13 protein-coding genes are annotated in these 12,586 nt (G+C 66.5%); 11 read left to right on the forward strand and 2 right to left on the reverse strand.

Annotation, left to right across the window (positions count from 1 at the left end; translation table 11 throughout):
- The 11 genes from ACXJKJ_RS29175 to purL form a co-directional block, all read left to right on the forward strand.
- On the forward strand, positions 1 to 135 hold a 135-nt coding region (locus ACXJKJ_RS29175; protein ID WP_457394661.1), incomplete at its 5' end, for a UTRA domain-containing protein.
- Positions 136 to 228: 93 nt separating this feature from the next.
- Positions 229 to 657, forward strand: a complete 429-nt coding sequence (sdhC, locus tag ACXJKJ_RS29180; protein ID WP_457394640.1) for a succinate dehydrogenase, cytochrome b556 subunit — start codon at positions 229 to 231, stop codon at positions 655 to 657.
- Between the two features lie 19 nt (positions 658 to 676).
- Positions 677 to 1,036 carry a succinate dehydrogenase, hydrophobic membrane anchor protein gene (gene sdhD, locus ACXJKJ_RS29185; RefSeq protein ID WP_056196389.1) on the forward strand — a complete coding sequence of 120 codons (360 nt, stop codon included), beginning with the start codon at positions 677 to 679 and terminating at the stop codon, positions 1,034 to 1,036.
- Positions 1,036 to 2,802 carry a succinate dehydrogenase flavoprotein subunit gene (gene sdhA / locus ACXJKJ_RS29190; RefSeq protein ID WP_457394643.1) on the forward strand — a complete coding sequence of 589 codons (1,767 nt, stop codon included), beginning with the start codon at positions 1,036 to 1,038 and terminating at the stop codon, positions 2,800 to 2,802. Before sdhD ends, sdhA begins: the two co-directional genes overlap by 1 nt.
- 28 nt (positions 2,803 to 2,830) lie before the next feature.
- The gene (locus tag ACXJKJ_RS29195) at positions 2,831 to 3,532 is read left to right on the forward strand and encodes a succinate dehydrogenase iron-sulfur subunit (RefSeq protein WP_457325955.1); all 702 of its coding nucleotides are present in this window, start codon (positions 2,831 to 2,833) and stop codon (positions 3,530 to 3,532) included.
- 2 nt (positions 3,533 to 3,534) lie between these two features.
- Complete coding sequence (locus ACXJKJ_RS29200) at positions 3,535 to 3,795, forward strand: FAD assembly factor SdhE (RefSeq protein WP_056196396.1); 261 nt, start codon at positions 3,535 to 3,537, stop codon at positions 3,793 to 3,795.
- Positions 3,796 to 3,828: 33 nt separating this feature from the next.
- The gene (gene gltA / locus ACXJKJ_RS29205; RefSeq protein WP_457394646.1) at positions 3,829 to 5,139 is read left to right on the forward strand and encodes a citrate synthase; all 1,311 of its coding nucleotides are present in this window, start codon (positions 3,829 to 3,831) and stop codon (positions 5,137 to 5,139) included.
- A gap of 74 nt (positions 5,140 to 5,213) precedes the next feature.
- Complete coding sequence (locus ACXJKJ_RS29210) at positions 5,214 to 6,137, forward strand: ribokinase (RefSeq protein WP_457355101.1); 924 nt, start codon at positions 5,214 to 5,216, stop codon at positions 6,135 to 6,137.
- Between the two features lie 19 nt (positions 6,138 to 6,156).
- The gene (locus ACXJKJ_RS29215; protein WP_457394649.1) at positions 6,157 to 7,467 is read left to right on the forward strand and encodes a TRZ/ATZ family hydrolase; all 1,311 of its coding nucleotides are present in this window, start codon (positions 6,157 to 6,159) and stop codon (positions 7,465 to 7,467) included.
- Positions 7,464 to 7,871, forward strand: coding sequence for a hypothetical protein (locus tag ACXJKJ_RS29220; protein ID WP_457394652.1), 408 nt, complete (start codon positions 7,464 to 7,466; stop codon positions 7,869 to 7,871). The genes ACXJKJ_RS29215 and ACXJKJ_RS29220 overlap by 4 nt, the downstream gene beginning before the upstream one ends.
- A 75-nt stretch (positions 7,872 to 7,946) precedes the next feature.
- Entirely contained in the window at positions 7,947 to 11,912 is a 3,966-nt protein-coding gene (purL, locus tag ACXJKJ_RS29225; RefSeq protein ID WP_457394654.1) for a phosphoribosylformylglycinamidine synthase, read from the forward strand.
- Here the strand turns inward: purL and ACXJKJ_RS29230 are convergent.
- Positions 11,909 to 12,370, reverse strand: coding sequence for an SRPBCC family protein (locus tag ACXJKJ_RS29230; RefSeq protein ID WP_457394656.1), 462 nt, complete (start codon positions 12,368 to 12,370; stop codon positions 11,909 to 11,911). The two genes, purL and ACXJKJ_RS29230, sit on opposite strands and share 4 nt — an antisense overlap.
- Positions 12,367 to 12,586 (reverse strand): ArsR/SmtB family transcription factor (locus ACXJKJ_RS29235; protein ID WP_457394658.1); only part of this gene is annotated, 220 nt, incomplete at its 5' end. The genes ACXJKJ_RS29235 and ACXJKJ_RS29230, both read right to left, overlap by 4 nt.

Here is a 12,586-nt window from a genome sequence, read left to right on the forward strand (position 1 = left end):
CTGCTGGGTGTTGCCGACGGCGCACCCCTGCTCAGTGTCGAGCGCGTGGCGTTCACCTATGGCGACCGACCGGTCGAATTGCGTCGCGGGCTTTACCACACCGAAGCAGACCACTACCTCAATGAGTTGAACTGAATCTGACAATGCCGCAGTGCAGCAAGTGCGAAGGTTGACGGGGATCTAGGCCCTAGAATCTTTCGGTTTCACATTGATTACGCAGGCTCGACCATGACGGACAGTGTCAAGAAAAGACCGGTCTATACCAATATTCACGTCACACAGATCGTCAGCTACCGCCTCCCGCCTGCCGGCATCGTCTCCATCCTGCATCGCATCAGCGGCTTCCTGATGTTCCTGCTGCTGCCCTTMGTGGTCTGGATGCTGGACAGCAGCCTGAGCACGGAAATCTCCTTCGAGACCTTCACGAACGTGTTCGTGGCCGGCTTCGCAGGCATCCCGGGCTGGTTCGTCAAGCTGGTGGCGCTGGGCCTGATCTGGGGCTATCTGTTCCATTTCATCGCCGGCGTGCGCCACCTGTGGATGGACGCGACGCACAGCGTCAGCAAGGCCCAGGGCCATAACTCGGCAATGGTCACACTGGTCCTCAGCACGCTGCTGACGTTGCTGCTGGGCGCCAAGCTGTTCGGTCTGTACTGAGCCCTCGAGGACAACAACAATGAGTACTTTCGGCTCCAAGCGCATCGTCGTCGGTGCGCATTACGGCCTGCGCGACTGGCTGGCGCAACGCGTCACCGCCGTGCTGATGGCCCTGTTTACCGTCGTGCTGCTGGTGCAGGTGCTGATGCCCGGCGCCCTCGGCTATGACCGCTGGGCGGCGATCTTTTCCCAGCAGTGGATGAAGGTCATCACCTTCGTGACCATCCTGTCCCTGGCCTATCACGCCTGGGTCGGCATGCGTGACATCTGGATGGATTACGTGAAGCCTGTCGGCGTGCGCCTGGCACTGCAGGTGTTCACGCTCGTTTGGCTTGTGGGTTGCGCTGGTTGGGCGATCCAGGTTCTGTGGAGACTCTGATGGCGCAGCTTGCGACCCGTAAGTTTGATGTGGTGATCGTCGGGGCYGGTGGCTCCGGCATGCGCGCCTCGCTGCAACTGGCATTGGCCGGCCTGAACGTGGCCGTGCTGTCCAAGGTCTTCCCGACCCGCTCGCACACCGTCGCCGCTCAAGGTGGCATCGGCGCGTCCCTGGGCAACATGAGCGAGGACAACTGGCACTACCACTTCTTCGACACCGTCAAGGGTTCGGACTGGCTGGGCGACCAGGACGCCATCGAGTTCATGTGCCGCGAGGCGCCCAAGGTCGTCTACGAGCTTGAGCACTTCGGCATGCCCTTCGACCGCAATGCCGACGGCACCATCTACCAGCGCCCCTTCGGCGGCCACACCGCCAACTACGGCGAGAAGCCCGTGCAGCGCGCCTGCGCCGCGGCCGACCGCACCRGCCACGCGCTGCTGCACACGCTCTATCAGCAAAACGTCAAGGCGCGCACGCAGTTCTTCGTCGAGTGGATGGCGCTGGACATCATCCGCGACGCCGAGGGCGATGCCGTCGGCGTGACCGCGCTGGAGATGGAGACGGGCGAGGTCCAGATCCTGCACGCCAAGACCGTGCTGCTGGCCACCGGCGGCGCCGGCCGCATCTTCGCAGCCTCCACCAACGCSTTCATCAACACCGGYGACGGCYTGGGCATGGCGGCGCGTGCCGGCATCCCGCTSGARGACATGGAGTTCTGGCAGTTCCACCCSACCGGCGTGGCCGGYGCSGGCGTGCTGCTGACCGARGGCTGCCGCGGYGAAGGYGCGATCCTGCGCAACAGCAACGGCGAGCGCTTCATGGAGCGCTATGCCCCGACGCTGAAGGACCTGGCACCGCGTGACTTCGTGTCGCGCTCGATGGACCAGGAGATCAAGGAAGGTCGCGGCTGCGGTCCCAACAAGGACTATGTGCTGCTGGACATGACCCACCTGGGCGCCGAGACGATTGCCAAGCGCCTGCCCTCGGTGCTGGAGATCGGCCACAACTTCGCCAACGTCGACATCACCAAGGAGCCGATCCCCGTGGTGCCGACCATCCACTACCAGATGGGTGGCATCCCGACGAACGTGCATGGCCAGGTCGTCATCCCGAAGAACGGCAAGCCCAACGACATCATCAACGGCCTCTACGCCGTGGGTGAGTGCTCCTGCGTGTCGGTGCACGGCGCCAACCGCCTGGGCACCAACTCGCTGCTGGACCTGCTTGTGTTCGGCCGCGCGGCCGGCAACCACATCGTCGACTTCAACCTGAAGACCAAGTCCCACAAGGACCTGCCCAAGGACGCCGCCGACAAGACCCTGGCCCGCCTGGCGCGCCTGGATTCGGCCACCAATGGCGAGTACTCGCAGGACGTCGCCAACGACATCCGCGCCGCCATGCAGCAGCACGCCGGCGTGTTCCGCACGCAGGCGTCGATGGACGAAGGCGTGGCCAAGATCAAGGAAATCGCCAAGCGTGTCGGCAGCATCGGCCTGAAGGACAAGTCCAAGGTCTTCAACACGGCCCGTGTCGAAGCGCTGGAAGTCGAGAACCTCATCGAAGCCGCCCAGGCCACGATGATCTCGGCCGCCGCCCGCCCCGAGAGCCGTGGCGCCCACGCGCACAACGACTACCCGAACCGCGACGACGCGAACTGGATGAAGCACACGCTGTGGTACTCCGAAGGCAACCGCCTGGACTACAAGCCTGTCAATCTCACGCCGCTGACGGTTGAGTCRGTGCCCCCGAAGGTCCGTACCTTCTGACGCCGCGCCGAGCAAGGATCAAGACATCATGAAGCGCACCTTCCAGATCTACCGCTACGACCCCGACAAGGACGCCAAGCCCTACATGCAGACCCTCGAGGTCGAGCTGGATGGCCATGAGCGCATGCTGCTCGACGCCCTGGTCAAGCTGAAGGCCGTCGACCCGACGCTGTCCTTCCGCCGCTCCTGCCGCGAAGGCGTTTGCGGCTCGGACGCGATGAACATCAACGGCAAGAACGGTCTGGCCTGCCTGACCAATATGCTGACGCTGCCGGGCACCATCACGTTGAAGCCGCTGCCSGGCCTGCCSGTSGTGCGCGACCTCATCGTCGACATGACGCAGTTCTTCAAGCAGTACCACTCGATCAAGCCCTATCTCGTCAACGACAACATCCCGCCCGACAAGGAGCGGCTGCAGTCGCCCGTCGAGCGCGAGGAGCTGGACGGCCTGTACGAGTGCATCCTGTGCGCGAGCTGCTCGACGAGCTGCCCGAGCTTCTGGTGGAACCCCGACAAGTTCGTCGGCCCGGCAGGTCTCTTGCAGGCCTACCGCTTCATCGCCGACAGCCGCGACGAAGCCACCGCGGAGCGCCTGGACAACCTCGAAGACCCGTACCGCCTGTTCCGCTGCCACACCATCATGAACTGCGTGGACGTCTGCCCCAAGGGCCTGAACCCCACGAAGGCCATCGGCAAAATCAAGGAATTGATGGTCCGCCGCGCGGTCTGACGATGGCTGAAGTGATCGGTGAACGGGAACTCTCCAAGCTGCGCTGGCGCTGCCGTCGGGGCCTGCTCGAGAACGACATCTTCATCGAGCGCTTCTTCAACCGTCATCCCGAAGGCATCAGCCTCAGCCATGCCGAAGGCCTGACTGCGCTGATGGACCTGGCCGACAACGACCTTTTGGATCTGTTACTGCGCCGCAAGGAACCCAGTGGTGAAATCGACACCATTGCCGTGCGAGGCGTGCTCGCCGATCTGCGCACCTGACACCAGTTTTTCAAAGCCTCAAAGGACTGCACCATGACCCCGTCCGACGTGAAAGCCACCCTGTCGTTCTCCGACGGCAGCCCCTCGATGGACCTGCCCCTGTACAAGGGCAGCATCGGCCCGGATGTCATCGACATCCGCAAGCTCTACGCGCAGACCGGCAAGTTCACGTATGACCCCGGCTTCCTGTCGACGGCGTCGTGCAACTCGACCATCACCTACATCGACGGCGACAAGGGTGAGCTGCTCTACCGCGGCTACCCCATCGAGCAGCTCGCGGTGAACTGCGACTACCTCGAGACCTGCTACCTGCTGCTTTACGGAGAGCTGCCGAACGCGGCCGAGAAGGCCAACTTCGAAGACCGTGTGATGCACCACACCATGGTCAATGAGCAGATGCAGTTCTTCCTGCGGGGTTTTCGCCRTGACGCCCACCCGATGGCCGTCATGACGGGCCTGGTGGGTGCGATGTCCTCGTTCTATCACGACAGCACCGACATCAATAACCCCGAGCACCGCGAGATCTCGGCCATCCGCCTGATCGCCAAGATGCCCACGCTCGTGGCCATGGCCTACAAGTACACCGTCGGCCAGCCCTACATCTACCCGAAGAACGACCTCAGCTACGCCGGCAACTTCATGCGCATGATGTTTGCCACGCCCTGCGAGGACTACAGCCCCAACCCGGTGCTGGTGCGCGCCATGGACCGCATCTTCACGCTGCATGCCGACCATGAGCAGAACGCGTCGACCTCGACCGTGCGCCTGTGCGGTTCGTCGGGCACCAACCCGTTCGCGGCCATCGCGGCCGGCGTGGCCTGCCTGTGGGGCCCCGCGCACGGCGGCGCCAACGAGGCCTGCCTGAACATGCTGGGCGACATCCAGAAGCAGGGCGGCGTTGCCCGCATCGGCGAGTTCGTCAACAAGGTCAAGGACAAGAACTCCGGCGTCAAGCTGATGGGCTTCGGTCACCGGGTCTACAAGAACTACGACCCGCGCGCCAAGCTGATGCGCGAGACCTGCCACGAAGTGCTGAGCGAGCTGGGCCTGGAAAACGACCCGCTGTTCGAGTTGGCCATGAAGCTGGAGAAGATCGCGCTGGAAGACGAGTACTTCGTCGCCCGCAAGCTCTACCCGAACGTCGACTTCTACTCGGGCATCGTGCAGCGCGCCATCGGCATCCCCGTGCCGCTGTTCACCGCCATCTTCGCGCTGGCCCGCACGGTCGGCTGGATCGCCCAGCTCAATGAGATGATCGGCGACCCCGAGTACAAGATCGGCCGCCCGCGCCAGCTCTTCGTCGGCGCCACGCCGCGCGACGTCAAGCCCATCGCCCAGCGCTGATCGCTGAACGACACTTAGCGCCTCATGCGAACCCCTCGGTCTTCCCGAGGGGTTCTTTCGTTTTGGGAACCCTGATGACCCGTCCTGAGATCCTCGTCCTCGGCAGCGTCAACCGCGACCTCATCGTGCATGCGCCGCGGCTGCCGCTGCCGGGCGAGACGCTGCGCGGCCAGCGCTTCGGCTCCTGCCTGGGCGGCAAGGGCGCCAACCAGGCCGTGGCCGCGGCGCGCCTGGGTGCCCGCGTGGCACTGGCTGCACGGGTGGGCCTGCTGGAGAACGGCGCGGCCATGGTGACCCAACTGATCGCGGAAGGCGTCGACACGCGCGCGATTGCCCAGCCAGCCGACGAGGTGCCCGGCGTGGCGCTCATCGTCGTCGGTGCCGAGGACGCAGAGAACCAGATCGTCACCGTCGCCGGCTCTAACGGCACGCTGCCGCTGGAGCAGGTCGAAGCCCTGGACATGGCGGGTCTGCGCTGGCTGGTCGCCCAGCAGGAGCTACCGCTGCAGAGCGTCGCCCGAGCCTTCGAGCGCGCCCGCGCGGCCGGTGTGAAGACCGTGCTGAACGCCGCACCTTTTCGCGCCGGTTGTGAGGCTTTGTTGCCGCTGGTCGACCTGCTCGTCGTCAATGCGCTGGAAGCCCAGGCCCTGATCACGACGCTGGGCGGTGGCGCCGCCGAACCCGAGACGCTGGCCCGGGCCTTGCGCGCCAAAGGCCCGGCGGCGGTCCTCGTGTCGCTGGGCGCCGAAGGCCTGTGCTGGATCGACGCGGAAGGTGTCCGCCGCGTGCCCGCCCGTGTCGTGAAGGCCGTCGACACCGTCGGCGCTGGCGATACCCTCGTTGGGGCCCTCATCACCGCGTTGGCCGAGGGCCAGCCCATCGAGAACGCGCTCGCCTTCGCCCAGGCCGCAGCGGCCCTGGCCGTGTCCCGCGCCGGCGTGCAGGACGCGATGCCGCGCCGCGCGGAAGTCGAGCAACTCCTCACGCAAACAAACTGAATCCCACAAGGAGAACAAGATGCCCCAGACCCTGCTGCTGCCCCGCTGGATCCTGACCATGAAGGCCGGCGAAGACACGCTGGAAAACCACGCGCTGCTGATCGACGGCGAGCGCATCGCGGCCGTCGGCCCGCGCGAGACGCTGCTGGCCCAGTACCCCCAGGCCGAGCGCGTCGAGCTGCCCGAGCAGATCCTCATTCCCGGCCTCATCAACGCCCATGCCCACTCGGCCATGACGCTGCTGCGCGGCGTGGCCGATGACGTGCCGCTGATGGACTGGCTGCAGAACCACATCTGGCCGCTGGAGAAGAAGTGGGTCAGCGAGGAGTGGACGTATCTGGGCTCCAAGCTCGCTGCGGCCGAGGGCCTGCGCAGCGGCACGACCTACATCAACGACATGTACTTCTTCCCGACCGCGATGGCCCGTGCCGCCGTGGACTCGGGCGTGCGCGCTGCCGTGTCGATGAACGTCATCGACTTCCCCACCGGCTATGCCTCGGGCCCCGACGACTACATCGCCAAGGGCATCGCCGCCTACGAACAGTACAAGGGCRAGAAGCTGCTGGACTGGACGAGTGCGCCGCATGCGCCCTACACGGTGTCCGACGAGACCTTCATCAAGCTGCGCGACCTGGCCGAGAAGCTGGACATCCAGATGCATTGCCACATCCACGAGACGGCGGGCGAGGTGGAAGACGGTTTGAAACAGTTCGGCGTGCGGCCGCTGGAACGGCTGACTAAGCTGGGACTGATGAACGAACGCATGATCGCGGTCCACATGGTGCATCTCAATAACGAGGAGATCGAGCTGATGGCCAGGAACGGGGTGCACCTGGTGCACAACCCCAATTCCAACCTCAAGCTGGCCTCGGGCGTCATGCCGTTGAAGGCGCTGGAGGCCGCCGGAGTCAACACCGTGCTGGGCACCGACGGCGCGGCGTCCAATAATCGTCTCGACATGTTCGGTGAGATCCGCTCAGCAGCGCTGTTAGCCAAGGGCATCACCGGTGATCCGACGGTGGCCTCTGCGCGCACCGCGCTGGAGATGGCCACGGTGCGCGCCGCCAAGGCCATGGGCCGCGGCGACGACCTGGGCTCGCTGGAGGTCGGCAAGCTGGCCGACTGCGTCGCCGTGTCGCTGGACAGCATCGAATGCCAGCCCGTGTACAACGCCGCGGCCCAGCTCGTCTATGTTGCCGGCCGTGAGCATGTCAGCAATGTCTGGATCGGCGGCCGCCAGGTGCTGCGCGAGCGCCAGCCGGTCACCATYGATGTGCCGGCACTGATGGCCGAGGTGCGCGACGTCGTCGGCCGAATGAAAGCGCCATGACCAGAGCGTGGAGCCAGCACGGCCGCTTCAGCCTCAATTGGCGTGGCGATGTGCTGGTTCTGCGCCTTGAAGGGACCTGGAACGAGGTGGCCGCCACGCGGCTGCGCCAAGAGGGCGGCCGCCTGGCTCGTGAGCGTGCCGGCCGTCCCTGGGGCCTGCTGAGCGACACCGCCGCCTGGGAAGGCGCCACGCCCGAGGCGCTGGATGGCATCTGGGCCTTCTTCGAAGACGCCCTGGCCCATGACCTCGCCGCGGCGGCGACGGTCATCCCGGACAGTTTCCAGGCCCTCATCATCCAGCCGATGGCGGCCCGCGCCGCCACGCTGACCAACTTCCACGGCTGCGCCAGCGTCGCCGAGGCCGAGGCCTGGCTGCAAAGCCGCGGCCTGAGTCTGGGCGCATAGCCGGCGCAGGGCATCCTGCCGCCTAGAATGCTGGTTTCCCCTTACGCCGGCCGCGCGGCCCCGCCTCCCGACGCCATGACCCGCACCCTGCATCTGCAATGTTTCGAGGGCGGCAACGCCTTGTCCGCCTTCCGTGCCCAAGCCCTGCTGGGCCGGCTGCAACAGGTCAACGAGCGCATCAGCGCCGTCAGTGCCCGCGCGGTGCACTGGGTCTGGACGGACACGGCGATGGCCGGCGATGCGCACCAGCGCTTCGAGGCGCTGCTGACCTATGGCGAACCGGCCGCAGCTGCAGCCACCGGCGACCTCGTCGTCGTCGCGCCGCGCTTCGGTACGGTCAGCCCCTGGGCGTCCAAGGCAACCGACATTGCACGCAACTGCGGCCTGGCGCTCAAGCGCGTCGAGCGCGTCGTTGAATACCGCGTCGCCCTCAAGCCCGGCCTGCTCGGCGGCGCCAAGTCGCTGAGCGAAGCCGACCTGCAGGCCTGCGCCGAACTGCTGCATGACCGCATGACCGAGTCGGTGTGCTTCACCCGCGAAGCCACCGCCCATCTGTTCGACGAACGCACGGCCGAGCCGCTCGCGCATGTCGACGTACTCGGCCAGGGCCGCGCGGCGCTGGAGAAGGCCAATGTTGAATTCGGCCTGGCGCTGTCGGCCGACGAGATCGACTACCTCGACACCAACTTCAGGAAGCTCGGCCGCAACCCCAGCGACGTCGAACTGATGATGTTCGCCCAGGCCAACAGCGAGCACTGCCGTCACAAGATCTTCAATGCGAGCTTCATCGTCGATGGCGAGGCCCAGCCGCTGAGCCTGTTCGGCATGATCCGCAACACCGAGAAGCTGAACCCGCAGCACACGGTCGTCGCCTACTCGGACAACGCCGCCATCATGGAAGGCCACGCCATCCAGCGCTGGATGGCCGCCGACGCGCCGGGCTCGGCCTACACGGCCCGCGCCGAGCAGGCCGAGGTGCTGATGAAGGTGGAGACGCACAACCACCCGACGGCCATCTCGCCCTTCCCGGGTGCGTCCACGGGCGCTGGCGGCGAGATCCGCGATGAAGGCGCCACCGGCCGCGGTTCCAAGCCCAAGGCGGGCCTGACCGGCTTTTCGGTGTCCAACCTGCATCTGCCGGGTTTGAACGAGCCCTGGGAGCAGAACCCCGTGGGCAAGCCGGCGCATATCGCGTCGGCGCTGCAGATCATGATCGAGGGCCCGCTCGGTGGCGCGGCCTTCAACAACGAGTTCGGCCGGCCGAATCTGGCGGGTTATTTCCGCGTCTACGAGCAGACCGTGGACGGCGTGCGCCGCGGCTATCACAAGCCCATCATGATTGCCGGCGGCCTGGGCACCATCCGCTCGGACCTGACGAGGAAGATCGAGTTCCCGGCCGGCAGCCTGCTGATCCAGCTGGGCGGCCCCGGCATGCGCATCGGCATGGGCGGCAGCGCGGCCAGTTCGATGGCGGCGGGCACCAACACGGCCGACCTGGACTTCGACTCCGTGCAGCGCGGCAACCCTGAGATCGAACGGCGTGCGCAGGAGGTCATCAATCACTGCTGGGGCCTCGGGCAAGAGAACCCGGTGCTGGCCATCCACGACGTCGGCGCGGGCGGCATCTCGAATGCCTTCCCGGAACTTGTCAACGACGCCGGCCGCGGCGCGCGCTTTGACCTGCGCAAGGTGCCGCTGGAGGAGTCGGGTCTCGCGCCGAAGGAAATCTGGTGCAACGAGAGCCAGGAGCGCTATGTGCTGGCCATCGCGCCGGGCAGCCTGGATCGTTTTGCGGCGATGTGCGCGCGTGAGCGCTGCCCCTTCGCCGTCGTCGGCGTCGTCACCGAAGAGCGCGACCTGAAGCTGGTCGATGGCGACACGGAAGTGACCGACCACCCCATCGACATGCCCATGGACGTGCTGCTGGGCAAGCCGCCCAAGATGCAGCGCGACGTGACACGTGTGGTCCGCAGCGGCGGCGCGCTGGACCTGTCCGGCGTCAAGCTGGAGCAGGCCGCTTTCGACGTGCTGCGCCACCCGACCGTGGCCAGCAAACGCTTCCTCGTCACCATCGGCGACCGCACCGTSGGCGGCCTGAACCACCGCGACCAGATGGTCGGCCCCTGGCAGGTGCCGGTGGCGGACTGCGCCGTCACGCTGGCCGATTTCAACGGTTTTGCCGGCGAAGCCATGAGCATGGGCGAGCGCACGCCGCTGGCGTCCGTCAACGCGCCGGCTTCCGGCCGCATGGCCGTGGCCGAGGCCATCACCAACCTGCTGGCCGCGCCCTTCGAACTGCCGCGCGTGAAGCTCAGCGCCAACTGGATGGCGGCCTGCGGCGAGGCTGGTGAAGACGCGGCGCTGTTCGACACGGTCAAGGCCGTCGGCATGGAGCTGTGCCCGGCGCTGGGCATCTCGATCCCGGTCGGCAAGGACTCCTTGTCGATGCGTACCAAGTGGGATGGCCAACAGGTCACCGCGCCGGTGTCGCTGATCGTCACCGCCTTTGCCAGCATCGCCGACGTGCGCGGCACGCTGACGCCGGAATGGCAGCGCGAGGACTCGTGCGCCATCCTCATCGACTTGGGCCAAGGCCGGCACCGCATGGCCGGCTCCATCCTGGCCCAGACGCTTAACCAGTTCGGCAGCGACGTGCCCGACCTGGACGAGCCGCAACTGCTGGTCGCGCTGGTCAACGCCATCAACGAGCTGCGCGCTGCCGGCAAGCTGCTGGCGTATCACGACCGCAGCGACGGCGGCCTGTGGGCGGCGGCCTGCGAGATGGCCTTTGCCGGCCAGACCGGCCTGAGCCTGAACGTCGACATGCTGGTCACCGAAGGCGACGGCATCAGCGACAGCCGTGCCGACATGGGCGACTCCAAGAACTGGGCCGCCCAGGTCAATGCCCGCCGCGAGGAGCTGACGCTGCGCGCGCTGTTCAGCGAGGAGCTGGGGGCGCTGATCCAGGTGCGCGCCGCCGACCGCGACGCCGTCATGCAGTTGCTGCGTGCGCATGGTCTGTCCAAGCATTCGCATGTCGTGGCCAAGCCGAATGCGGCGCGACAGATGGAAGTCTGGCGTGATGCGAAGAAGGTGTTTGGCGCTGACCTCACCAGCCTGCAGCAGACCTGGGACGAAGTGAGCTGGCGGATCGCGAAGTTGCGCGACAACCCGGCCGGCGCGGATGCTGAACACGCCGCCGCCGGCAAGGCCGACGACCCGGGCCTGCACGTGCACCTGACGTTCACGCCGGAAGCACCGTTTGTCTCAACCGGTGCCCGTCCCAAGGTCGCCATCCTGCGCGAGCAGGGCGTCAACTCGCATGTCGAAATGGCCTATGCGATGTCGCTTGGCGGCTTCGACAGCTTTGACGTGCACATGAGCGACCTGCAGTCGGGCGCCGTCAAGCTGGACGGCTTTGCGGCCTTCGTCGCCTGCGGCGGCTTCAGCTACGGCGACACCCTGGGCGCCGGCGAAGGCTGGGCGCGCAGCATCATGTTCAACCCGGTGCTGACCGAGCAGTTCCGCACCTTCTTCTCGCGCTCCGACACGCTGGCCTTGGGTGTCTGCAACGGCTGCCAGATGCTGGCCGCGCTCGCGCCCATCATTCCGGGTGCCGACGCCTGGCCGCGCTTCACGCGCAACCAGAGCGAGCAGTACGAGGCCCGCCTCGCCCTCGTTGAAGTGCTGGACTCGCCCAGCGTCTTCTTCAAGGACATGGCCGGCAGCCGCGCGCCCATCGCCGTCGCTCACGGCGAGGGTTTTGCAAACTTCGCGCGCCAGGGCGATGCGAGCAAGGTCATCCAGGCCATGCGCTTTGTCGACAACCACGGCCAGGCGACCGAGGCCTACCCGTTCAATCCGAACGGCAGCCCGGGCGGCCTGACCTCGGTGACCACGCCGGACGGCCGCTTCACGGCGCTGATGCCCCACCCGGAGCGCGTGTTCCGCAATGTGCAGATGAGCTGGACGAGCGGCGACCTCGCGCAGCACAGCCCGTGGCTGCGGATGTTCCAGAACGCGCGCAAGGCGCTCGGTTAAGCAGCGTCGACTTCGAGCAGCAGCCGGTCGAGGCCCTCTTCGGTGCCTCGCCGGCGCTGCTCCAGGTCCTGGTGGCCATCGAGATAGGCGAGTTGCTCGGTCAGCTTCAGCGTCGAGCCGGCAGGACTATTTGCGAACTCCACCGTGACCAGTGAGGCCGACAGCGCGCGACCGTCCGCCGCCATCGAGTAGGCAAAGACGATGCGCGCCTGCGGCACGATGTCCAGGAAGACCTTGTCGACGGCCAACTGGGTGCCGTCGGGCAGGGCGCTGCGGTAGATCTCCTGCCCGCCGGGGCGGAAGTCCATGCTGAACTCCGTGGCGTTCGTCTCGGCATGGCAGTCGGACCAGCGCTGCTTGGTGGCCGGATCGGCCCAGGCGGCGAACACGCGGGTGGCCGAGGCCTTGAAGCGGCGCTCCAGCACGAAGCTGGTGTGGGCAGCGGGAGTCGTCGTCACGGTTGTTTGTCCTGTTCTTCGAGAAGGGCGTCGAGGGCGTCGAACTGGCGATGCCACATCGCCTTGCGCGTGGCCACCCAGTCCTCCAGGCCGCCAAAGGCATCGGGCGCGATGCGGTAAGTGCGCACGCGACCGGCCTTGTCCGATTGCACAAGGCCGCCCGCTTCCAGTGCCGCCAGATGCTTCAGCGCCGAGGGCAGGGCGATGTCCAAGGGC

Source organism: Roseateles sp. P5_E1, assembly GCF_054049335.1.